We start from the raw sequence: 23,668 nt of genomic DNA on the forward strand, positions 1-23,668 counted from the left end.
GCTCAAAACTGGCCCGTCTTTTGCAGATGTTGTGACACTGTTTTAAGAAGGACCATGTCATGAACAGCTCTGCGATTATCAGATCGGCATCTCCAACCGTATCCATTCCGGGCCAAACTGCGTCTGCCAGCAGCGACGTATCCTTTGGCGACGTGATGGAGCAGATCACTGACAACTGGGCAGAACGCAACGCCCAGGTCCAACATGACACGGCAAAAAATGCCCAGGCACAAATCCGCGAGAATATAGAGGCAAGACGCAGCGACACCGCAAACAGCAAGTCGCGCGATGATTATACCAAACCCGATGCACCGCGGACCAATACCCCTGTCAATAATGATGACCGTGATCGTTATGACGATGTCAACGCAGCGGACACCGGTGATGATGCCAACCCGGCACGTGATGTAGCCGATAAAAAGGGTGACAACACACGCGACGATCTGGATGAAACCAAAACGGCACCAACGAATGATCCCAAAGAAGCTTCTGGCGGGCAGAATGAAGAAGCGGCCAATGCCGATCAGCCTGCGAAGGTGAAAGACGAAACCGTCGCTTCTGCAGATCCTGCTTCGCAAGATGAGCAGACGATTGATCCGAATATGGTCGCGGTACCCGCTATCAATCCGGCTGCTCCCCCGCAAACATCTGGAAGTACGGTTACGCGAACAGCGACGGGAGTCGCAGAAACAACGGCTCAGCCTGTTTCAGCAAATCCGGCGCAGAATGCCGAGGGCACCACCGACGGATTGATGAATTCCACCGCCCTGTCGCAACCCGCAGCGGGTGCGACGGCAAAATCTGCTCTTAACGGTCTGGATGGAACCGGCTCCGCTGCCGACGACAATGACAGCTTTATCGCCAAGGTCGTTGATGCCATGAGCGGCGAAGGTAATAGAAAATCCGGCACAAAAACAGAGAACTCGGGCACCAGCACCAGTGCTGCGAACGCAAACAGCAGCGCGGCTCAGCAAAACCCTGCTTCGACGGGTAATGCGACGGCTGCGAACGGCACCAGTCAGGCCGCTCAGCAGGCAATGGCTGCTGCGGCAAATGTGCCGAATATGCAACCAGGCGTACAGGCACAGACCGCAACGACCGGTAATGCAGCAACAACCATCAATGCAACCGGATCAGGCGAAAGTACAAGTCAGACAGCCAATGGAACGCTTACCGGCAACAGCAACCTGACCCAAGGCAATTCTGCCGGGCAAACCGCGCATACGGCGCGCAGCGCCCCCGCCCAGCAGGTGCAACAGCAGGTCGCGGTTCATATCCGCAATGCCGCCAGCGAGGGTGTGGACAAAATTTCGGTTCAACTGCGCCCCGAACATTTGGGGCGGGTCGATGTGAAACTTGAAATCAGCCATGATGGCCGTGTTCAGGGCGTCATTCAGGCCGATACACGCGAAACACTCGACATGCTCCGTCAGGATTCACGTGCTCTGCAACAGGCGCTCAAGGATGCTGGCCTGAACGCAGACAGCCAAAGTTTCACCTTCGAGCACAGGAACGAAGGCGGCCAAAGCCAAGAAGGCAACGGCCAATCCAGAATGGCAAACAATTCTGGCAGCATGCCTGATGAAGGCGATGTCATGAGTGGTGCCGAGCTCGCTGAGCATGTCGCGATTGGCTATGGGATAAATCCCAACGGCCTCGTTGATATCCGGATTTAGGAAAGGTAGGGGAACAGGACCATGACCGTTTCATCAACTACCAATATTGGCGTGGCAGGAAACAATACAAATGCTGCCTCAAGCAGCTCCGCCAGCCAGTTGGCCCAGAACTTCGACACGTTCCTGACGCTGTTGACTACCCAGCTCAAGAACCAGGATCCGACCTCGCCGATGGAAAGTGACAAATTCACCGACCAGCTCAGCCAGTTCGCCCAGGTGGAGCAAGGAATCCAGAGCAACAAGAACCTTGAAAACCTGCTTGCGATGCAAAGCCAGCAGCGTCAGCTTTCCGCCCTGTCCTATGTCGGGGCAGAAATCGAGGCTGTTGGTGATACCAACTGGCTCGAAGAGGGTGGCGAGCTCAAATACAAATACAACATCTCGCCAGAAGTTCCGCGCCTGCAATTGCAGGTTCAGGATCAAGACGGCAAGACGGTTTATTCCGAAGATCTCACCGACATTTCCGGCCTCCAGAACTTTACCTGGGATGGCAAAAACAATAGCGGCGTCGCGCAGGCCGAAGGTGCTTATACCCTCGTGCTTAAACCGATGGCAGCCAACGGTGATACGTTCAAGGACGAAAAAGGTAAACCGGCCTCGATGGCGATTGGCATCATTGGCAATGTCGACAGCGTCGATATTGGTGATGACGATATTTATCTGCGTATCGGTGACGTTTCTGTACCGTTCGGAACGCTGACCAACGTCAAACTTGGCGCGAACAGCACGGATACCGGAACCGAAACCGGCGACAACAATAATGCCGGAACAGACGAACAGGACGAAGCAGCCTGAGGGCTTTCATCCGGATTTTGATCAACACCCTGTAGGTGCAGGAGAAATACAATGAGCCTTTTTGGTGCTATGATTTCCGGTGTATCCGGCCTGAATGCCCAGTCGCAAAACCTGGGCGTCATTTCGGATAACATCTCGAACCTCAACACGGTTGGTTACAAGGGTACCGTCGGGCGTTTTTCAACGCTTGTCACGGAATCTGCGACCAACACCCGTTACACCCCTGGTGGTGTGCGGTTCCATCCGACGGCCCTGATCAGCAAACAGGGCCTGTTGCAGGCGACCTCGTCAAATACAGCCGCAGCAATTTCCGGTGATGGTTTCTTTGTTGTCCGTGATACGAATACTCCCGGTTCAGACAACGAGATTTTCTTCACACGTGCAGGTGATTTCAAACCGGATGATGACGGCTATCTGCGCAATACCGCCGGATATTACGTTCAGGGTTGGGCGACGGATCGTAACGGTGGTCTTCTTGACCCGACCGGAACGGCAACGACGTCGAACAGTTCGGCGATCTCTGATTTGCAGGTTCTTGATATCAACTCGATCCTGACAGCAGCGGCGTCAACCACAACCATCGAGTTCGGGGCAAACCTCAATGCCAACGAAACACCGCTGACCGGTGGGTCGAATGTTTCGACAACGTTGGGCATCAACGGGACGGCTGCCCTTGCCGGTCAGGCCGGTATTGCCGCCGGTGACTCTTTTGATATCACCTATAACGGTACCACCACGACAATAACGATAACCGGCACGGATACGCTGGCAGACATCGCGACAAAAATCAGCGCGGTGACGGGCGTCAGTGCGACGGCCACCACAACCGGTGCCAACGATACCCTGACCATTAACGGTTCGTTTGCCGATCAGGATGTTGTGATTACCAACAACAACAACACCCCTCTGACCGCCCTTGGCTTTACAGGCCCGTTCCCGGCGACACTGGCAGCAACCTATACAGGAGGTAATCTGGCGTCAGGAGCTGTTGCTGAAAACAACAGGATGCCCGTGACAATCTATGATTCCCTTGGCTCGGCACATGTTGTCGAATTGCAGGTTATCAAACTCGGCCAAAACCGCTGGGGGTTTGAACTGACAGGCAGCACTGGTGCGGACGAACTTGATCCGACCCTTCATCCTAACGGATTGATCCAGTCCGGTATCATTACCTTTAACGGTGATGGTAGCCTGCGGACCTTTACCGATAATGCCGGAACAACAAATCTAGTGGATCAGGATATTGCTGTTAACTGGAGCAATGGTTCAAATGCGAACCAGATCACAATTGATCTCGGTACAGTTGGCCTGACGAACGGTATCACGCAGTTTGGTGCAGGTTCGGACTCGAACGGTAACCTCGTGGAGTATGACACCCGCTTCATTAACCAGAACGGTGCGCAGGCAGGTTCGATGGTTAACTATGGCTTTACCGAAGATGGCTTCCTTCAGGTCGAATTTGCCAACGGCGTAAAACGCCCGATTTACAAACTGGCGATCGCCACCTTCGAGGCACCTGACGAGATGGAAAACCATACTGGCAACGTTTATCGCCAGACACGTGAATCGGGTGACTATCTGCTGCGTGAGCCGGGTCTGAATGGTGCAGGTAACGTTGTGGCATCCGCGCTTGAATCGTCGAACGTCGACCTTGCCGAGGAGTTCACAAACATGATCGTGACCCAGCGCGCCTACTCGGCAAACACCAAGACGATCACCACGACCGATGAAATGCTCAGCGAGCTGATCCGTATCAAACAGTAATTGATTGAGGCCATCGGGGCGGTTTTCCTGCCCCGATGCACTGCATGTTTACAGGGACTCGCCCGGCTTTTTTCAGCCGGGCTTCTTTTTTGGGAACAGAATACCTACATAGGGGGCAGCAGATTGAACGCGCCAAAGATTCAAATGATTCAAATCGCTGGCGAATTTTGAACACATTACTGGGCAATAATTGCCGGTTGTTAACCTGTTCTTCAATATGCGCTTCTATTCGTTGATGATACTGGTAGCTATTGTGCGGACATCTGCCGGTATTGGGGACAGTGGTAACAATCGATCCGGAGCAGTCGAACGTGGGCGGTTTATTGCAAACGCTTAAAGGTCTTGGACCGACACGCCTGATGGCAATCAGTGGCGTCGGGGTGTTGCTGCTTGTGTTTTTTGCATTCCTTATTCTGCGTGTTTCGGCACCGAATATGGAGTTGCTATATCGTGATCTGAACCCGGCGGATGCGAGCCAGATCGTCAACCGTCTCGAAGAACAGCAGGTTTCCTACCAGCTTCTGAATAACGGCACCGAAATTCTTGTTCCCGCCGATCAGGTCAATCGCATGCGCCTGTCAATGGCGGAAAGCGGGTTGCCGACCGGCGGCTCCGTCGGGTACGAAGTGTTCGATAGTGGCAGCGGCCTTGGTGCAACAAGTTTCGAACAGAACATTAACCATGTTCGCGCCCTTGAGGGCGAATTGGCCCGTACCATAGCCTCCATACAGTCCGTTCAACAGGCCCGTGTACATCTGGTTTTGCCCAAACGTCAGATGTTCTCGCGCGAGACCCAGGAAGCCAGCGCATCAATTGCAGTTAAAATGGCCGGTGGGGAACTTAAACCCGAACAGGTTATAGCGATCCAGCATCTTGTTGCTGCGGCTATTCCCCAGCTGACACCAAGCAAGGTTTCCATCATTGATGAACGCGGTCGTCTTCTGGCGCGTGGTCAGGGTGAAGAACAATCTTCAACCTTCCTGACCCAGACCGCAGATGAGATGCGCATCCGCAACGAAACGCGTCTGCGCAACACGATCGAAGATCTTCTTTCCCGGTCCCTTGGCTATGGCGAAGTTCGTGCCGAGGTGTCGGTCGAAATGGACTTCAACAAGGTGACGACAGCGGACGAGCGATTTAATCCCGACGAACGGGTGGTGCGCTCTAGCCAGACGATTGATGAAAACTCGACCAACAGCGAGACAGAGGGTGCAGACCCGGTTACGCTGCAAAACAATCTTCCGGATCCCAATCTTGGTGGAGCACAGGGTGCAGGCACCAACAGTCAGGAAACCCGTTCCGAGGAAACTGTCAATTACGAGATTTCCAAAACCACGACCACCAAGGTCAAGGAAATCGGCGAAATTTCGCGTGTGACTGTGGCGGTTCTGGTCGATGGCACCTACACAACAGATGAAAACGGCGAACGGCTTTATCAGGAGCGCTCGCCTGAAGATCTGGAAAAGATTGCGGCCCTCGTTCGTAGCGCAATCGGTTATGACCCGGCGCGCAGTGATCAGGTCGAAGTGATCAATATGAGATTTGCCGATACAGCAGACCTCTTCGCGGATGAAGCTGTCGAAACATTCCTTGGTCTTGATAAGGCTGAAATCTTCCGCATCGCAGAAATGCTGGTGCTGGCGATTGTCGCGATCCTCGTGATCCTGCTGGTGGTTCGACCGCTGCTGACCCGTGCGTTCGAAACACTACCAAGTGCTGCCGACATGGCACAGCGCCAGTTGCTGTCTGAAGACATGTCCGCAGACGGCACCCCCGCATTGACAGGCCCATCCCCCGTACCGATGGCGCCGGGGATGAGTGATGAAGGCGAAGAACTGATCAACCTGTCGATGGTCGAGGGCCGGGTTAAAGCATCTTCGGTCAAGAAAATTGGTGAAATTGTCGAAAAGCACCCGGAAGAGGCCCTGTCGATCATTCGCAACTGGCTTTATCAGGAAACCTGATATGCCTGAAGGTTCATTCATGGGCAGGTTGGCATAAGGCCACCGGCCTGCTTGTCGCACAAATCAAACCAGCGGTTCGATATGACGGCCATTGAAAAATTCAAATTCTCGCTCAGTTTCGATGATGCCGATAACGTCATTCGTTCGTCCGGTTCGGATGATGAACATTATTCTCTGGGCAAAAAGAAAAAGAAGAAAGAGGACGAAGCCCCGCCTCCGCCTCCGGCGGTTTATACCGAAGAACAGGCCGCCCAGATGATTGCAGAGGCCGAGGCAGCTGCGCGCGAGGCCGCCGACGCAGAAGGCTTTGCGCGCGGTGTCGAGCAAGGCCGCGCGGAAATCCAGTCATCCCTGCAACAAGCTTTGACAGATACGTCCGCACGACTTGCCGAAAAACTTGCGCAAATTGACGAGCAGCAGAAACGCGCCAATGCCCGCATCAACGAGGATGCCATTCATGTTGCCGTCGGCATCATGCGCAAAATCGCCCCAGCCTGGTCAAAACAGTTCGAACTGACTGAAATCGAAAGCATAGTCCGTCAGTGCCTTGCCAATCTGTTCGATGTTCCCAAGGTGATCGTTCAGGTCCACCCCGATATCAGCGACATGGTTTCCGAAAGTGTTGAAAAAATCGCACAGTCGCGGGGTTTCTCGGGTAAGGTCGCGGTTGTTGGCGAGCCCGATATTGATCTGGGTGACTGCCATGTATCGTGGGGTGACGGAACGGCTGTGCGGGAAACCAAACGCATCTGGGCCGAAATCAACGATATCGTCGAACGTGTTCTTCAAAATCATAGCGACGAGCATGAGTTTGAAGAAAATGACATGGGCGATCCTGATGTCCAGAACACCCGGCTTGCCGACCTTCCGCCCGCCCCCCGCCCGGCAAGTCCAGAAACCCCGTCGACGAAACCGGAAACAACCGTTTCGGGGCATGATTTGACACCAACCGATGCGACAGAACCTGATACTTCCGAAATGCAGGCCGCCCCGACAGGTGATAATCATATCGGGGATGGTGGAACCGGATCACACCAAGCCGGTCAACCGACAGGCCAGATCGAAGAAGGTCATGGCACAGAACAGGTTAATATGCCAACATCCCCCCAGGATGATGCGTCGCACACTCAGATCCGGGATGAGGAGAAAAGCGATCCGCGACAACAGGATGGGAACCCGTTGCAGGAAGATCGTAAACCCGATACCCGGGACGAAACAGAAGCCGATGTGACGCAGGAAGCTCAAGGATCAGGAGACGAAAATGGCCGATGATGACGATCTTGAACTCTCGGAACTCGATAATGATGATATCGAGCTAGAGGGCGAAGGTACCGAACTTCTGGCCGCCGCCGAGATCGGCAGCGATGCCATGAAGACATCCAAGGATCTCGAAGCGGTTTACGACATTCCCGTTCAGGTTTCGGCAGTCCTTGGAAAAGCAACCATGCAGGTAAGCCAGTTGCTAAAACTGGGGCGTGGTGCAGTCGTAGAGCTTGACCGCAAGGTTGGGGAAGCTATTGATATTTATGTAAACAACCGTCTGGTCGCACGCGGCGAAGTGGTGGTTGTCGAAGACCGTCTGGGGGTAACCATGACGGAAATCATCAAGTCCGAGAAAAACTAGTCTTTTGAGAGGATGAGCGGGTATGGCGGACGGGGGGACTAAAACGTCGTTTGATATCGCGACGGTTGCGGGGCTGGCTATTGGCTTCGCACTTATTATCGCGGCGATCGTATTGGGGGGATCGCCCGGGGCATTTATTGATATTCCATCCGTTCTGATCGTGATCGGCGGCACGGCTGCGATTACCGCTGTGTGTTTTGCGCTGGGCGAATTCCTGGGGGCTGGCAAGGTTCTGATGCGCACGATTTTCCACAAATCGCGCAACCCTGCCGATGCTGCCCTGCAAATCCTGCAACTGGCTGAAATCGCCCGCAAGGGCGGGGTCCTGTCGCTTCAGGGGCATCTCGACAGTCTGCAAAGCGAGGAATATCTTTGGAAGGGACTGTCGCTTGTCGTCGATGGCACACCACCCGAAGAAGTCGAAGCCATCATGCGCAAGGACATGAACGCCACCATCGGTCGCCACCAGAAAGGTGCGAACATCATGAAAAAGGCTGGGGATATCGCGCCGGCCATGGGGCTGATCGGGACATTGATCGGTCTGGTGCAGATGCTTGGCAACCTTGATGATCCGTCCTCGATCGGGCCGTCCATGGCAGTTGCACTTCTGACGACTTTCTATGGTGCTGTTCTGGCAAACATGGTTTTTATGCCGCTTGCTGCCAAACTTGAACGCAACTCGGGCGAAGAAGAACTTTTGAATTCGGTCTATATGGTGGGGGCCGTCTCCATCGGGCGACAGGAAAACCCCCGTCGTCTGGAAATGCTGATCAACTCCATCCTGCCCCCGTCAAAACGGGTCAGCTATTTCGATTGATCGGTGAAACCCACCAATTGAAATTGCCATTGGGAACGAAGCGGAAAGAGATGAGACTATGCAGGTATTGATCGTTGGTGGACTGGGCGGTCAGATCGGCGCAGCCAGCAAGATCGCGATGGCACGCGGCGCAACAGTCCAGTTGGCCGAAAGTGTCACGACATCGCTGAATATCCTGCGCGCAGGCAACCGGATCGATCTGGTTATGGCTGACATCACCCTTGATGTTGCAGCCTTGATCGAAGCCATGCATCGTGAACGGATCAATGTCCCGGTTGTCGCGTGTGGCATCGGCAATGACGTCAATGGTGCGGTCAATGCCATCAAGGCCGGTGCCCAGGAATTCATCCCCCTGCCCCCCGAAGCCGACCTGATTGCCGCCATCTTCGAGGCCGTCACCGAAGAAAGCCATGCCCTGATCCATCGCGATGCCCGCATGGCGGAAACCCTTCGTCTCGCAACCCAGGTCGCCAACAGTTCCGCCTCCATCCTGATTACGGGCGAAAGCGGTACCGGCAAGGAAATCATCTCGCGCTTTGTTCATCGTAAATCCAACCGGGCGGACAAACCATTCGTTGCCGTGAACTGTGCCGCGATTCCCGACAACCTTCTTGAATCCGAACTGTTTGGCCATGAAAAAGGTGCATTTACCGGCGCACAGGCCCGACGCATCGGAAAGTTTGAAGAAGCCAATGGCGGTACCCTTTTGCTTGATGAAATCAGCGAAATGGATGTCCGCCTTCAGGCAAAGCTGCTGCGCGCCATTCAGGAAAAGGAAATCGACCGTCTGGGCGGTAAAAGCCCGGTCAAGGTTGATGTCCGTATTCTTGCGACCTCGAACCGCAATCTTGAGGCCGAAGTCAATGCGGGCAACTTCCGTGAAGATCTTTATTTCCGCCTGAACGTCGTCAATCTCGATATTCCTTCGTTGCGCGAACGGCCTGACGATATTCCAGTTCTGGCGGAATTTTTTGTTAAAAAATATTCCGAAGCCAACGATGTACCGATCCGCCCGATCAGTCCGCTGGCAATCACGCGTTTGCGTAGCCATCATTGGCGTGGCAATGTTCGCGAACTTGAAAATACCATGCACCGCGCCGTCCTGATTGCCGGTCCGACGGAAATCGGCCCTGAAGCCATCATGCTTTCGGGTGCCGGAAGTAGCGAACCGGGCTGGCAGTCTGCTCCGCCCCCCGAAACAGCGGCACCTGCCCCGGCTCCTTCGCAGCCAGCCCCCAGTGCGCCGTCCCGCGCAAGTTCGGCCTATGCCAATGCCAATGCGGCTTATGGTGGTGCGGCCTATCGTCCGGTTCCCCCGGCACAGCAGGCACCATACGCACCTGCCCCGCTGCCTGATCATCACGACGATTATGCAGCACCCTGCCCGGCAGCACCGATCGACCATGATGCGGATAGCGCCGATCAAACCAACGCGGATTCATCGGTCACGGCAGCCCTGGTCGGTCGCACGGTTGCAGATGTCGAACGCGATCTGATCATCGATACGCTGAAACATTGCTTTGGCAACCGCACCCATGCGGCAAACATTCTCGGCATTTCGATCCGCACACTGCGCAACAAGCTTCGTCAATATACCGACGAAGGCCTTGCCGTGCCGCAACCTGGCAATGGTCAGGACTGATTATTACAAAACGACCGGTGCACCCCATATCAGAACAAGGGATGCATTCCCGGGATCGCGCAACATAGGGTAACCAGAAGTCAACATGGCCGACGGTCGAGACATCACACCGGCAGGATCTGACGGGTCACAAGGCCCCCAAAGTGCGGGCGGCCTGAATATGGCTGGTATCCAGTCACGCGTCCGGTCGGCCATGAAACGTGGCGATATCGCCATGGCGCTTGGCTTCATCCTGATCCTTGTGGTCATGATGTTCCCGATGCCGCCCTGGCTACTCGACTTCCTGCTCGCCCTGTCGATCAGCTTCTCGGTGCTGATCCTGATGACGTCGCTATTCATCCAGAAACCGTTGGAATTCAACTCTTTTCCGATGATCCTGCTGGTCGCGACGTCGCTTCGACTGGCGCTAAACATTGCAACCACGCGTCTGATTCTGGGCCACGGACACGAAGGCACCCATGCTGCCGGTGCGGTGATCGAGGCATTCGGCAGTTTCCTGATCTCGGGCAATTTCGTGATCGGGATTATTGTTTTTGCCATCCTTGTGATCATCAACTTTGTGGTTATCACCAAGGGTTCCGGTCGTATCGCCGAAGTCGCTGCACGTTTCACCCTTGATGCCATGCCCGGTAAACAGATGGCGATTGACGCCGATCTGTCATCGGGTCTGATCAACGAAGCGCAGGCCAAGGCACGCCGCAAGGAACTGGAAGATGAAAGCTCGTTCTTCGGTTCCATGGATGGTGCATCCAAATTCGTCCGCGGTGATGCGGTTGCAGGTATCCTGATTACCTTCATCAACGTGATCGGCGGCATTATTATTGGCACCGCCCAGATGGGCCTATCACTGGCCGAAGCCACTGAAACTTACACAATCCTGACTGTTGGCGATGGTCTGGTGTCGCAGATTCCCGCCCTGATCGTCTCGACGGCCGCTGGTCTTCTGGTCACCAAGGGCGGCCTTGACGGCGCAACTGAAAAGGCCGTTTTCGGACAGGTAAGCAATTACCCCGCAGCTCTTGGTGTTGCCTCGGCGATGATGGCCGGCATGTCGCTTTTGCCAGGCATTCCGATGGTCTGGTTCCTTGGTCTGGCGATTGTGCTGGGCTATCTTGCTTGGCATTTGGGCCGAAAGCAGAAAGAAGCCGCCGCCAACGCCCAGATGGAAGAAGCCCAGACCGCCGCCGATGCCGCAGGCCCGCCGCCAGAAGAACCGATCGCCAATGCGCTTCGCATGGATTATGTGCGGCTTGAACTGGGATATGGCCTGCTGTCGCTGATCAGCACCGAACGCGGCCAGAAACTGACCGATCAGATCAAGGCACTACGCCGTCAGCTGGCGACCGATATGGGCTTTGTCATGCCCAGTGTCCGTATTCAGGACAATATGCAGCTTCCCGCCAACACCTATGTTCTGCGCGTCAAGGAAATCGAGGCAGGTCGTGGCGACCTTCGTCCCAACATGCTGCTGGTCATGGACCCGCGCGGCGAGGAAATCACCCTTGCCGGTGAAAAAACCATGGAACCGACCTTCAACCTGCCGGCCATGTGGATCGAACAGGGCATGAAGGAAGAAGCCATGTTCCGTGGCTATACCGTTGTTGATCCGCAAACCGTGATCACCACCCATATTACCGAGGTGATCAAGGACCACATGCCCGAACTTCTGTCCTATGCCGAAACCCAGAAGCTTCTGGACGAGCTCGACGACGACCAGAAAAAACTGGTCGAGGACATCGTACCGGGTCAGGTTTCCGTGGGCGGGGTTCAGCGCGTTCTGCAAAACCTTCTGACCGAACGCATATCGATCCGCGATCTGCCGACCATTCTTGAAGGGATTGCGGAATCCACCGCCTTTACGCGCAATCCGACCTTCATGACCGAACATGTGCGATCCCGCCTGGCACGACAGTTGTCTGATGTGAATACCAACCATGATGGCGTGATTCCGCTGGTGACCCTGTCACCGCAGTGGGAACAGATATTTGCCGAAAGTCTGGTTGGTTCTGGCGAGGAAAAGCAACTGTCGATCCCGCCAAGCCAGCTTCAGGAATTCATCAACAAGGTTCGCACCACGTTCGAGCGACTTGGCATGATGGGCGAAAGCCCGGTTCTTTTGACCAGTCCCGGCATTCGTCCCTATGTCCGATCCATTGTCGAACGGTTCCGGCCCACCACGGTTGTCATGTCGCAAAACGAAATCCATCCCAAGGCCCAACTCAAAACCATGGGGCAGATATGATGATCCGTTGCGAGGGGACAGCATATGCGCCTTAAGACGTTCAGCGCCCCGACCATGACCGAGGCGATGGCACTGGTCAAAGAGCATATGGGATCGGATGCCATTATCGTATCGACCCAGGATATCCCGGGCACGGGCGTGCGGCTGACCGCGGCCCTTGATCGTGATCCGGATATGGATTTCGATATCGCGGATCAAGGCCCTCCGGGTCATCAGGAACTGTTTGATCACGCACAAGAGGCCCTTCTCCGTCATAATCTGCCCGAACGGCTGCGTTTGCGGCTTTGTGATCTTATGGGCCGCGAAAGCGGTGCCACTACCGCACAGCAATTACTGGCATCGGCACTGGACGAGATTTTTGATTTTTCGCCGTTGCCGGAAAAAAACACGCCGCGTGCCTTGGCCTTTGTCGGCCCGCCCGGTTGCGGCAAAACGCTGGCGGTTGCCAAAACTGCTGCCCGTGCAGTGATGAAAAAGCGAAAAGTCGCGGTTCTGACCACCGATTACAAACGCGCAGGCGGTGTGGCCCAGCTTGAGGCATTCACCCGTATCCTGAACATCAATCTGTCACTGGTCAAAACACCCGAAGAATTCAAAGCCCAGTTTGCCCGTATGCGGGATGCCGACATGGTTCTGGTCGACACGGCAAGCTGCAATCCCTATGTCGATGCCGACATCAAGGCACTGGGCGATTTCATGTCCGTTGTGCCAAGCGAACCCGTACTGGTCAATCCCGCCGGGATTGATGCCGACGAATGTGCCGATATCGCCAATGCCTTTGCCGATTGCGGCGTTGCGCGCATGGTGATTTCCCGACTGGATGTTGCATCGCGCCTTGGCGGCGCGTTATAAGGTGCAGATTCAGGAAATCTTTCCCTTTGCAATGTCAGTATGACGGCCCAGGTCGCAGACGGTCTAACCGCAATAAGCCCCGTCGCCCTGGCCAAACTTCTGATACCGTCCCATCGCGCCGAGAACGCGAAACCGAGTTTCTCCGAGGTCGTGAAATGACTGCCAAGTCTGATGAAGTATCCAAAACTGCTCCGCGCGCCAAAGGCCGCAACGTCCTTGCCATCGCATCTGGCAAGGGGGGCGTGGGCAAGACCTGGTTTGCCATTACCCTGACCCATTCGCTGGTGCGCGAAGGCAAAAAAGCCCTGTTGTTTGATGGTGATCTTGGCCTTGCCAACATCGACATCCAGCTTGGCCTGATGCCCAAACATGATCTGGGCGGGGTGATTTCCGGACGGATCGGTTTGCGCGATGCCGTAACCCCCTTCCCCGATGGCGGCTTTGACATCATTGCCGGGCGCAGCGGATCGGGCAGTCTTGCCAATCTGCCCGTGACCCGTCTTCAGGCCCTATCCGATGATTTGATCCAGACCGGTAAAAGTTACGACAAGGTCCTGATCGACCTTGGCGCGGGTGTTGATCAGGGTGTGCGTCAGATGACCAGCCTTGCCAATACGGTGATTGTCATCACCAACGGTGATCCGACATCGCTGACCGATGCCTATGCCTTTATCAAGGTCACACATATGGCGCGACCCAAAACCGATATCCGGGTGGTGGTGAATATGGCCAAGGACCGCAAGGAAGGCGAGGCGATCTACAACAAGCTTCTTAAAGCCTGCGAAGGTTTCCTGAAAATCAGCCCGCCACTTCTGGGTGTTGTACGTGCCGATCCGCGTGTTTCCGAATGCATTCGGTCACAGACCCCGCTTCTGATGCGCCATCCCAATTGCGATGCCGCCCACGATATGGAAGCGATCACGCAAAAGCTGCTGGAGGGCTGACGCCATGACTCTCCCGCCACAAGCCGTAACACCAGGCACTGCCGTTGGCGGTCAGGGCGGTGCGACGGCCGGCGGGGCATCGGGTAGTCCACAGCCGCCTTCTCAGGTCAGTGCTGCCCAGCAGGTCGCCAATGCCATTGCAAAACTGCCGGTCGAAAGCCTGCTTCAGGCGTCTGTTCAGTCGCGTTCGGGTAATGAACTGACTCTTCTGACCAGTCTGGGGCAGGTTAATATAAAACTGCCAACACCCCTTCCAACCAATCTGGGGGACTTTCTTTGGGTGCGGATCATGCCCCAGGGACAGCCGCAGCAGGGCAGCGATCCCGCAGCCGCCCTTCGCCTTCAGGTGCTGCCGCAAACGCTGACACCGGGCACAACCGGAACTGGCGGCGGATTGCCGACCACCGGGATCAATGGCAACGTTCTGATCCCCGGCCAGGCCTTTAACGCCATCACAACAAGCAGCCTGACCCTGCCCAATGGCAGTCAGTTGCCCGCCGGAAGCCAGACACAGGTTATCTTTGTCGGTCAGGGTGCCGTCAGTGCCGGCAAGGCCGCCCAGATTGCCAACATGAATGCAACGGGCACCATGACACCCGCTATAACAACCGGCGGCGCGCTGGGAACGCCATCGGGTGCGGGTATCTCAGGTCAGGTTGTCGCAGGCGGTACAGGTGCGGCCGGAACAGCAACCCCGCTGGTGCTGACCGGGACGGTTCTGCCACCCGATAGCGCCGAAGCCCGGATGTTGCCGAACGGCTTTACCGCCCTTCGCATATCTGCCGGTGTTGTCGGCATCAAATTGCCGGTTCCAGCCCCGGTTGGTGCGACCCTGTCGTTTAGTGTCGATGCCAATACCGCCGCCGGACGCGGCACTCAAGCCCCTCCGATGACAGAGGCAGAATTGATTGCACGCGGGCAGAACGCAGCCCTGTCACGAGACTGGGGCAGTTTGCAGCAGGCGGTGACCGCACTGGCACAACACGATCCGGGCGCGGCAGCGGCTCTGTTGAACAATATTCCGCAGGCCGGACCGAAACTGACCACCACGATGATGTTCTTTTTTGCCGCCATGACCGGCCCCGGGGGAACAGCACGCGGCTGGTTGGGGGATCGCGCCAGCAACAGCCTGTCATCGATTGACGGGAACGGCGACGATATCCTTAAAAAGCTCGAAGGCGATTTCAGCAGATTGCGGGGCATGGCCGCCGACGAACGCCCGGATGGCTGGCGTGTGATGCCGATGCCATTTCAGATGGGGGAACGCATCGAACAGGTTCGTCTGGCATGGCGACATGGCGACGACGAAAACGAGAAAGGCGAAAGGGAAGAACCCGGCACGCGCTTTCTGCTCGACCTGTCTTTCAGCGAAGTCGGCCACACCCAGCTTGACGGTCTGGTCAAAGGCGAAGACAGCAAGTTCGATTTGATCGTGCGCACTGAAAATCCACTGCAATCTGATAATCGCGACGATATTCGCGGCATCTTCCGCGAGGCTTTGCAAATCTCCGGCTACAAGGGGCATCTGATTTTTCAGGATGGCTCGCGCTTTGTTGAAATTGCCCCGCCGGTCAACGAAGCAGTTGTCAACCGGCATCGCGGGATTGACGCATAAGCGGCCATTCGCCCCACCTGCCCCGGAAAAGAAGCCTTTTCGTTCCCGAAAGGCGGGGGTAATCTTGATTATCAAACGAATAAACGCAGGTAGGCCTGATGCTGGAAATATTTGAACGTCGAAACCTGTTGCTGACAGAACATAATCCCGGTGCACAGCTTGATTATGTCGTGACGTTGCAAAGCGAACTGAGCGGATGCGAAACCGTGTTTCCGGCCCGTATGACCCTGCGTTATGTCCCGGACCGCCTGATCATAAAACCCGATTGCCTTGCGGAATATTTCGCCGAAATCGCGCGTATCCCGTTTGATAATTTCGAAACCGCAGCCGTGCTTCTCATGGAAGATTTCAACAACGAAATCATTCCGCGCTGGATCAATCTGCGCCTTGACAAGCAAAAGGCCGACAATGCCAGCGTCCAGCACCACGAAGCCGCACTCGAAGACCGGCAGCCGAAATGGCACAACCCACGCCTTCTGGACCGGTTGGAACGGTATTGATCCAGACTTCACACACAGGCGATCACCTCAATTTCCACCAACCAGCCCGCACTTAATGTTTGTGCTACGATTGTTGTGGTTGGAACAACACGACCGTTAAGGGCCTTAACGCGTGCCTCCTGATTGGCATGCGTATAAGCAGGATCACGCAGATAGCTGGTCGTTCTTACAACATTATTAATCGACATTCCCGCATCGGCGAGAATAGCCTTGATATTTTTCCATACTAGAACGAGTTGCTCGTCGATATCAGCGCCGGGCACGCCATCAAGACGAAGCCCCATTGTTCCACTGACAAACAAAATACTGTTCAGTCCGTTAATCTTCATCGCATGAACATAATCTGATGTTGCCGGATAAATTTTCCCTGACGGGTTACACTGTTGCATCTGCATTTGCTTGTCCTTTCTAATGTTCAGAAATTGAAGAATATGCAGTATTTAATTTGGCAAAAGAGACAAATTACGGAACATGGTTAATTATGAATAATCTTCAGCAAAATAATTTACCGGGGCAGCAGCTCGATACATTTGACCGAAGAATATTAGGCGCGCTTGTCGAAGACTCGTCACAAACCTATGCCGAACTAGGAAGAATCGTCGGCTTATCGGCTCCTGCTGTGCATGAACGGGTCAAACGCCTCCGCCGTCACGGCATCATTGAGCGTATGTCGGCAATTTTAAACGGCCCGGCCATCGGCAAACCTATGGTTTCCTTTGTACATGTAGATACCGATGGCTGGGGAAAAAGCGAGCGGATGATGAAAATAGCCAACTTCCCGGAAGTTGAAGAAATTCATTCCGTTGCGGGCGATACCAGCGTGATCTTGAAAGTGCGCACTACAGACGCCCATGCACTGGAGGTTTTGCTTTCACAGCTTTATATTCTTCGAGGAGTTAAAACCACGCGCAGCTATGTGGTTTTATCTACATATCTGGAACGCACGATACAGGCAGAAGTCACCCAGGACTGGTCTGAAATAACAATACCGCCCGAATAACAATCGGATGCCATGCAAGAACTTCGGGAAAGCCTATTTTTGTGGCCTTAACGAAACGGCGTTCCATGCACCCATTGGGTAAGGGAATAACGCAGGCCCGCTGTCGTCGGGGCGACGCGGTGCAGAACGAAGCTCGGGAAAAAGATCGCCGTGCCACGTTCCATCGGCGCATCAAAAACATGCCCCGCCGGGTTTAGCTGCAACAAACCGCCTTCATACTGGTCGGGTTCGGATAGCTGGATCACCATGGTCAGTTTGCGACGGCGTGCAATATCGGATGCGCCAACGTCGCTGTGCCAGTCATAGTGACCGCGCTGATCCCCAGCATAGCAGGCAATCTGTGCGTCTTCGGCGAATTCCGACAAAGAAAAATCAAACACATTGCGGTTTACATCCGCAACCATGTCAACGATCCGGCGCATGACGGTCGGTTCCTGTGTCTCGTTAAACCAGGTGATCTGTGACCGGCGGATATGGCTTGCCGACTGGCCCTGAACAAGGCCGCCATCGTCAAGTTTTTGCGAAAATCCGTCAATCAGTCGATCACAGGTTGCACGATCAAGCGCATCCGGGACGATCGCATACATTTCTTCTGGAAACATTCACGACATTCTCCAATGCCGCATGGGCCTTTGATTTCGTGTTGCGGGCCCAAGACAATTCTTTGCGGTGCGCTTCTCTTAGGACCAAACGCACCGATTGACCAGCGCGAAAATCATGCAAGAACCGCGTGCATGCTATACCGGATTTACGATCCTGCCGCTGGCTGCCGCCCCATCATCGGGATCATGGGTCACCATCAGGGTTGGCAAACCACGCAACCGTGCCTGTTCAAAAACAAATGTCCTGATCTGATCCCGTAACTCGGCATCAAGCTTTGAAAAAGGTTCATCGAGCAAAAGTGCGCCGGGCTCGGACAGCAACACCCGCATCAGGGCGACACGCGCACGCTGCCCGCCGGATAACGTCGCCGGATCACCATCGGCAAAACCACCAAGCCCCGCACTTTCCAGCGCGTCCTCGATACGCGTTCTGCGTTCTACCCGCCCCTGAACACTTGATGGCAGGGCAAACGCCAGATTGCCGCCAACCGATAAATGCGGAAACAGAAGATCATCCTGAAACAGGATACCGACATGGCGATCCTGTGGTGCCAGACAATCCAGCCCCCGTCCATTCAGGACAACCTGCCCGCTGACCTCAAATCCGGCGGTTCCGCCCACCGACAACGTTCCGCAAATATAGGCCAGCAGACTGGATTTTCCCGAGCCGCTCGGCCCCATCAGCGTCACGATCTCGCCCGATTTGATGATGGTATCGATATCAACCAGCACACGCCCATTGAGGCGAATGGAAACCCGGCGTAATTCAAGCACTGTGGCAGTGGCGGGGGCGAGGGTGCTGTTATTGGTTTGTGTGCTGTTCATCGGCTGATCATATCCTGTTTCGGTTTTCCATGCCGCGCCGGTGGCGGAATAAAACCGCCGGGATCAGAAGGGCCAGGGTAAAACCGGCAAAGGGCAGGATCATTTGCAACAGCCCGTAAATTCCGATCATCCGCTGGTCGCCGCCCGATGCCAGTGCCACCGCCTCGGTCGTGACGGTGGCAAACCGCCCCGCACCGATCAGAAGGGTTGGCAGATACTGCCCGACACTGACCGCAATGCCGACGGCAAAGGCGGTCAGAACCGCGCGGGTCAATAATGGTAGGCGCACCAACCAGAATACCCGCGCCGGTGATGCACCAAGGCATAAGGCAGTTTGCAAATATCGCGGATCAAGGGCGCGAAACGGATCGGCAAGCGATAGAAAGATATAGGGCAGCACAAAGATCAAATGAACGATCACCACGGAAATCAACGTTCGTTCCAGCCCGATACCGGTAAAAAACACCTGAAGCCCGAACATGAAGCTGATTTGCGGCATCAAAAGCGGCAGATAAATCAATAACATCGCCCCCTGTCCCGGTTTTTGAAACCGTCGGGTTTCGTTTTCAAGACATCCCAGAACCAGGGTAATCGCAACCCCGACCGAGAGAACCGCAATCATCAGTGTGGTCCAAAGTGCCGCACCTAACATGGCATATTCGCGCATCCAAAGACGCAGACTGAAACTGCGCGGCAGAAACTCCGGAAAGGACCAGTACCCGGCAAAGCTCCAGACCAGAAGACTTGCCAAACCCAGAAACACGGCAGCCGCCGAGAGGATTGCCGTCCCGGCGGCAAAGCTTCGAACGGTATCATCGCGTCGCCCGCGCATGCCGCCTTCGGCCCAGACATGCCCCCACCACGCCACAAGCTTTTCCCCTCCCCACCAGATCGCCATCGCGATCATTACAAGGACAAATTGCAACATGGCCCCGGCAGAGGCCAGAAAACGACGCGACAGGTCCGGATCGGATAGCCAACCAAGAATGCGCACCGCCAGCGGTGCGGGTGTTGTTGGGCCAAGGATCATCGCGACATCAACGACCGAGGTCGAATAGGCCAGCACCGCCAATATCGGCAAACGGATTTGCGGATAGACCCGTGGCAGAACGGCTTTAAGCCAGCCAACCACGCGACCATATCCAAGTGTCAAGGCCACCTGCCGCGTCCGGTCGGCATCTGCCTGCGGCAGGGCCGCCAGCGTCATCAACAATAAAAACGGAATTTCCTTGGCAACCAGCCCGGCAATCAGGGCAATCCCCAACGGATCCTGCAAGGTCACAATATCGGGTGGACGTTCCCATCCGGCAAGCGGCGCGATCGCCCGAACGATCCAGCCGGTTGGTGCAATCAGAAAAGCCAGCCCAAAGGCCGCGGCTGCATGTGGCACTGAGAGGATCGGGGACAGCAATCGCTGCATCACACCAAAAATCCGCGTTCCCTGCCATGCGGCGCAAAATAGTATGACAACCAGAAACGAGATCAGTGTTGCGATCAAACCATTGATCAATGACAACCGGATCGAAATGCCAAGCCCCGGCTGATTGATCAAATCCCGCCAAGGATCAATCGATATTACATCGCCGCCAAGCGCCGGAAGATACCCGAATGCCGGTAATATCGTCCCGATCAGCCCGGCACAGACCGGGCCGATCATCAGGATAAGGGTAAAAGCCGGGAAAAGCCGGAGCATTTGGGCTTATTGCACCACGCCGTAGCGCTTCTGCCATTCTGTTTCAACCAGTTCCATCCAGCTTGGATGCGGTTCCGGCAGAACCGTGCCACGTTCGGAAGGCGACAGAGACGCAATGCCAAGATCCAGATCGGCAAAGGCCTTTTGCATGTCTTCTGGCAATTTATCCATCGCCAGTACCGTATCAGCTCCCCAGTATTGCGGGTCCTGTTTGCGCAGTTGGGCTTCGGGTGACATCAGGAAATCGGCCAGCACGACCGCCCCGGCCTTGGCCGATGCGTTATAGGGGATGGCAACGAAGTTGGTGTTGCCAAGCGTACCCTTGTCAAACACATAGGATCGCACTGTATCGGGCAGTTCCATCGCCTCGATTGCCGATGAGACTTCGCCCGAGCTAAACGAAAACGCGATATCGATCTGGTTATCGGCCATCATCGTACGTAGCGAGGCACCATTTTGCGGATAGGCCTGCCCGTTGCGCCACAATAGCGGTTGCAAGTCTTCGAGATATCCCCAAAGAGGTGCCAGAACCTTTTTGGCGTCCGTTTCATTGGCGGGCTGTTGCAGAACTTTCGGATCCTCAACCAGCTCGGTCAGGATTTGTTTCAGAAAGGTCGAGCCCATATAATTCGGCGGCTGGGGATAGGTGAAGCGTCCCGGATGTTTGACCAGCCATTCAAGCAAGGCTTGGGCTGACTTCGGTACGCTATCAAGGCGTGCGGTGTCATAATAGAAGCTGACCTGCGCCATACCCCACGGCGCTTCAAAGCCCATGGTCGGAACCGTGAAATCGTTGATTACGGTTGGCTTGCCTTCGACATCGACATAGGCAAAATTCGGCGTCTGTTCGGCCCACGGCCCAAACAGAAGGTCATTGCGTTTCATGGCGGCAAAGTTTTCACCATTCAGCCAGATCATATCGACCGCCCCGCCATCATCGACGCCAGCCGTCTTTTCCGACAACACCTTTGCCACTGCATCGGCCGTGTCGGAAAGTTTCACCTGTACCACATTCACACCGTATCGCTCCTGCACCTGGGCACCCGCCCACGCGATATAATCATTGATGCGCGGCTCCCCACCCCAGGCATGAAAATACACGGTCTGGCCGCGCGCCTGATCAAGAACGGACTGCCAATTGCCGATATCGGGGGCCGGGTCGGCTTTTGCGGGCATCGATACCATGGCCATTGCAAGGCCTGTGACGATGCTCAGACCGGCGAAAAAAGCGCGCATACTGGAAATCCTTGTTGCTGAAGGGCCGGTCAATACTACCTGATTGAAGCAATCTGGCACCATCGGCGATACCTGTCTGTTTTTGTTGCCATCATTTTTCCAATCTTGGCAGTCTAAAATCAATTCACGCTTGCGTTAGATGGCAGGTGTCTGGGCTTAATCTCTGCCGATGGTTTTGGCACCCGTGACATAGGAACGAAAAGATCATGTTTGAATGGGTCACAGATCCGCATATGTGGATGGGGCTTGCGACTTTGACCGCGCTTGAGATCGTACTGGGCATCGATAACATCGTTTTCTTGTCGGTGATTGTTTCCAAACTCCCGAAAAATCAACAGAAATCGGCTCGCCGCATCGGCCTTATCGGGGCGATGGGCATGCGGCTTGTGCTTCTGGCCTGTATCGCCTGGGTGATGGAATTGACCGCCCCGCTGTTTGCCGCCTTCGGGCAGGAAGTCAGCGGACGTGACCTTATTCTGATTATCGGTGGCCTGTTCCTGATCGCCAAGGCGTCCAAGGAAATTCACCATACAATTGACGAACCCGAAGAACACGGCCCCGGCAAGATCATGTCGAGTTTTGCGATGACCATCACCCAGATCATGCTGCTTGATATGATATTCTCGCTCGACAGCGTGATTACGGCGGTTGGACTGGTTGATCATCTTTCGATCATGATGATCGCGGTTGTCCTGTCGGTTCTCGTCATGCTGGCAGCAGCCGGCACCATCAGCGATTTTGTCGAAAAGCACCCGTCGGTCAAAATTCTGGCGCTGGCCTTCCTGATTCTGGTGGGGTTTGTGCTGCTGCTTGACGGTGTCGAAATCCATGTTCCAAAAGGTTACATTTACTTCGCCATGGCATTCAGCCTGGGTGTCGAGACGCTCAATCTGATCAATCAGAAACGTAAACGCAAAGCCAAAGAGCTGGGAGCAGCCAAATGAAACAGGTTTCACCGCCCTCGTGCCTGCAGAACGCCTTCAACAATCACCACCTTGGCCATGTCAAGGTTCTCGAATTCCCTGATGGCACACGGTCGGCCGCGGATGCCGCGGCGGCTATTGGTTGCGATGTCAGTGATATCGGCAAATCACTGGTTTTCATGACCGAAGGCAACAAACCGGTACTGATCATCATGAACGGTGCCGACCGGGTAGATGAAACCAAGGTTGCCCATCTGCTTGGCCTTGATATCCGCAAGGCAGATGCCAACGAAGTCCGTACCCATACCGGTTACGCCATCGGCGGTGTTCCGCCCTTTGGACATGTCGGCCCGGTCGAGACCATGATTGATGAAAAGCTGCTTGCGAAAAAGATAATCTGGCTGGCCGCGGGCACACCCAAAACCGTGTTTTCCCTGATGCCAGATGAACTTCGCGCGGTGACGGGTGTTGACACGGGTGTGGATATTTCAGCCTGATCAGGCTTAGATCAGACCGTCATCACGCGTTGCCGAACGTGCACCGATTTCATCAAGTTCGGCCTGTTCCTTGCGATCTTCTTCGGCGCGTTCTGCTTCGACACGGTTGCGTTCGGCGATTTCCGCGGTCTTGACGGCCTTGAACGCATCCGCGACCTCATCGCGGAACGCGTCGATTTTGGCTTCCTGTTCTGCGATCCGCTTTACCAGTGCTTCGCGCTCGAACACGACGGCACTGGCAAAGGGGCCATAGGCAAAACCGGCCAGTTCGGGGTTTTCGGCGGCAACCTTCTGCTCGGCTATCACGGCCTTTTCAAGCGCATCCTTTTCCGCCAGAAGATTGGTCAGTATGCCCTGCATTTCGCCAAGTTCGCGGCGTTTATCATCCAGCGCCCATTTGCGCATACGGATCAGTGTTTTGAAATCCTTGGCCATCGCGGTCAGTTACCTGAAATAT

The 23,668-nt window shown here is 55.1% G+C and carries 22 protein-coding genes; 16 read left to right on the forward strand and 6 right to left on the reverse strand.

Annotated elements, in window-relative coordinates; all coding sequences use genetic code 11:
- The first annotated feature begins 59 nt into the window (after window positions 1-59).
- The 13 genes from BC440_RS19770 (at window position 60) to BC440_RS19830 (ending at window position 16,435) form a co-directional block, all read left to right on the forward strand.
- Window positions 60-1,676: a flagellar hook-length control protein FliK gene (locus BC440_RS19770; protein WP_071241091.1), complete on the forward strand. Its 1,617-nt coding sequence runs from the start codon at window positions 60-62 to the stop codon at window positions 1,674-1,676.
- Window positions 1,677-1,697: 21 nt separating this feature from the next.
- A complete protein-coding gene (locus BC440_RS19775; protein WP_063095162.1) occupies window positions 1,698-2,471 on the forward strand; it encodes a flagellar hook capping FlgD N-terminal domain-containing protein in 774 nt (257 codons plus the stop codon).
- Between the two features lie 51 nt (window positions 2,472-2,522).
- The gene (locus tag BC440_RS19780; protein WP_071241092.1) at window positions 2,523-4,235 is read left to right on the forward strand and encodes a flagellar hook-basal body complex protein; all 1,713 of its coding nucleotides are present in this window, start codon (window positions 2,523-2,525) and stop codon (window positions 4,233-4,235) included.
- A 311-nt stretch (window positions 4,236-4,546) separates the two neighbouring features.
- Entirely contained in the window at window positions 4,547-6,199 is a 1,653-nt protein-coding gene (gene fliF / locus BC440_RS19785; protein ID WP_083379450.1) for a flagellar basal-body MS-ring/collar protein FliF, read from the forward strand.
- Window positions 6,200-6,280: 81 nt separating this feature from the next.
- Window positions 6,281-7,471 carry a FliH/SctL family protein gene (locus tag BC440_RS19790; RefSeq protein WP_071241093.1) on the forward strand — a complete coding sequence of 397 codons (1,191 nt, stop codon included), beginning with the start codon at window positions 6,281-6,283 and terminating at the stop codon, window positions 7,469-7,471.
- Entirely contained in the window at window positions 7,461-7,823 is a 363-nt protein-coding gene (fliN, locus tag BC440_RS19795) for a flagellar motor switch protein FliN (RefSeq protein WP_007091338.1), read from the forward strand. Before BC440_RS19790 ends, fliN begins: the two co-directional genes overlap by 11 nt.
- Window positions 7,824-7,845: 22 nt before the next feature.
- On the forward strand, window positions 7,846-8,640 hold the full coding sequence (locus tag BC440_RS19800) for a MotA/TolQ/ExbB proton channel family protein (protein ID WP_007091337.1): 795 nt from the start codon (window positions 7,846-7,848) through the stop codon (window positions 8,638-8,640).
- 58 nt (window positions 8,641-8,698) lie between these two features.
- Window positions 8,699-10,282, forward strand: a complete 1,584-nt coding sequence (locus BC440_RS19805; protein ID WP_007091336.1) for a sigma-54 dependent transcriptional regulator — start codon at window positions 8,699-8,701, stop codon at window positions 10,280-10,282.
- Between the two features lie 85 nt (window positions 10,283-10,367).
- The gene (gene flhA, locus BC440_RS19810) at window positions 10,368-12,524 is read left to right on the forward strand and encodes a flagellar biosynthesis protein FlhA (protein WP_007091335.1); all 2,157 of its coding nucleotides are present in this window, start codon (window positions 10,368-10,370) and stop codon (window positions 12,522-12,524) included.
- Window positions 12,525-12,548: 24 nt separating this feature from the next.
- A complete protein-coding gene (locus tag BC440_RS19815; RefSeq protein WP_247643617.1) occupies window positions 12,549-13,376 on the forward strand; it encodes a GTP-binding protein in 828 nt (275 codons plus the stop codon).
- A 155-nt stretch (window positions 13,377-13,531) separates the two neighbouring features.
- Window positions 13,532-14,320, forward strand: a complete 789-nt coding sequence (locus BC440_RS19820; protein ID WP_037989531.1) for a MinD/ParA family protein — start codon at window positions 13,532-13,534, stop codon at window positions 14,318-14,320.
- A gap of 4 nt (window positions 14,321-14,324) precedes the next feature.
- On the forward strand, window positions 14,325-15,935 hold the full coding sequence (locus BC440_RS19825; RefSeq protein WP_071241094.1) for a hypothetical protein: 1,611 nt from the start codon (window positions 14,325-14,327) through the stop codon (window positions 15,933-15,935).
- A 98-nt stretch (window positions 15,936-16,033) separates the two neighbouring features.
- Entirely contained in the window at window positions 16,034-16,435 is a 402-nt protein-coding gene (locus BC440_RS19830; RefSeq protein ID WP_007091331.1) for a hypothetical protein, read from the forward strand.
- Window positions 16,436-16,443: 8 nt separating this feature from the next.
- On the opposite strand, the gene BC440_RS19835 is transcribed toward BC440_RS19830, so the two are convergent.
- On the reverse strand, window positions 16,444-16,830 hold the full coding sequence (locus BC440_RS19835; protein ID WP_007091330.1) for a RidA family protein: 387 nt from the start codon (window positions 16,828-16,830) through the stop codon (window positions 16,444-16,446).
- A gap of 86 nt (window positions 16,831-16,916) precedes the next feature.
- Between BC440_RS19835 and BC440_RS19840 the strand changes: the two genes are divergently transcribed.
- Window positions 16,917-17,435, forward strand: coding sequence for an Lrp/AsnC family transcriptional regulator (locus BC440_RS19840; RefSeq protein ID WP_071241095.1), 519 nt, complete (start codon window positions 16,917-16,919; stop codon window positions 17,433-17,435).
- 47 nt (window positions 17,436-17,482) lie between these two features.
- Here the strand turns inward: BC440_RS19840 and BC440_RS19845 are convergent, their stop codons facing one another.
- From BC440_RS19845 to BC440_RS19860, 4 genes are all read right to left on the reverse strand, one after another.
- Window positions 17,483-18,037: a 2OG-Fe(II) oxygenase gene (locus tag BC440_RS19845; RefSeq protein WP_071241096.1), complete on the reverse strand. Its 555-nt coding sequence runs from the start codon at window positions 18,035-18,037 to the stop codon at window positions 17,483-17,485.
- Window positions 18,038-18,172: 135 nt separating this feature from the next.
- A complete protein-coding gene (locus BC440_RS19850) occupies window positions 18,173-18,862 on the reverse strand; it encodes an ATP-binding cassette domain-containing protein (protein ID WP_083379451.1) in 690 nt (229 codons plus the stop codon).
- Window positions 18,863-18,869: 7 nt separating this feature from the next.
- A complete protein-coding gene (locus BC440_RS19855) occupies window positions 18,870-20,555 on the reverse strand; it encodes an ABC transporter permease subunit (protein ID WP_071241097.1) in 1,686 nt (561 codons plus the stop codon).
- Window positions 20,556-20,561: 6 nt separating this feature from the next.
- Complete coding sequence (locus BC440_RS19860; RefSeq protein ID WP_071241098.1) at window positions 20,562-21,791, reverse strand: ABC transporter substrate-binding protein; 1,230 nt, start codon at window positions 21,789-21,791, stop codon at window positions 20,562-20,564.
- Window positions 21,792-21,997: 206 nt separating this feature from the next.
- Between BC440_RS19860 and BC440_RS19865 the strand changes: the two genes are divergently transcribed.
- Both BC440_RS19865 and BC440_RS19870 read left to right on the forward strand, forming a co-directional pair.
- Window positions 21,998-22,735 (forward strand): TerC family protein, encoded by a 738-nt coding sequence (locus BC440_RS19865; protein WP_071241099.1) that lies wholly within the window; start codon window positions 21,998-22,000, stop codon window positions 22,733-22,735.
- Window positions 22,732-23,211: a YbaK/EbsC family protein gene (locus BC440_RS19870; protein WP_071241100.1), complete on the forward strand. Its 480-nt coding sequence runs from the start codon at window positions 22,732-22,734 to the stop codon at window positions 23,209-23,211. Before BC440_RS19865 ends, BC440_RS19870 begins: the two co-directional genes overlap by 4 nt.
- A gap of 6 nt (window positions 23,212-23,217) precedes the next feature.
- Here BC440_RS19870 and BC440_RS19875 read toward each other — a convergent pair whose 3' ends face one another.
- Window positions 23,218-23,646, reverse strand: a complete 429-nt coding sequence (locus tag BC440_RS19875) for a flagellar FliJ family protein (RefSeq protein ID WP_037989518.1) — start codon at window positions 23,644-23,646, stop codon at window positions 23,218-23,220.
- Window positions 23,647-23,668 lie beyond the last annotated feature (22 nt).

Origin of the sequence: Thalassospira sp. MIT1004 (assembly GCF_001858545.1) — a bacterium.
Taxonomy (GTDB): Bacteria; Pseudomonadota; Alphaproteobacteria; order Rhodospirillales; family Thalassospiraceae; genus Thalassospira; species Thalassospira xiamenensis.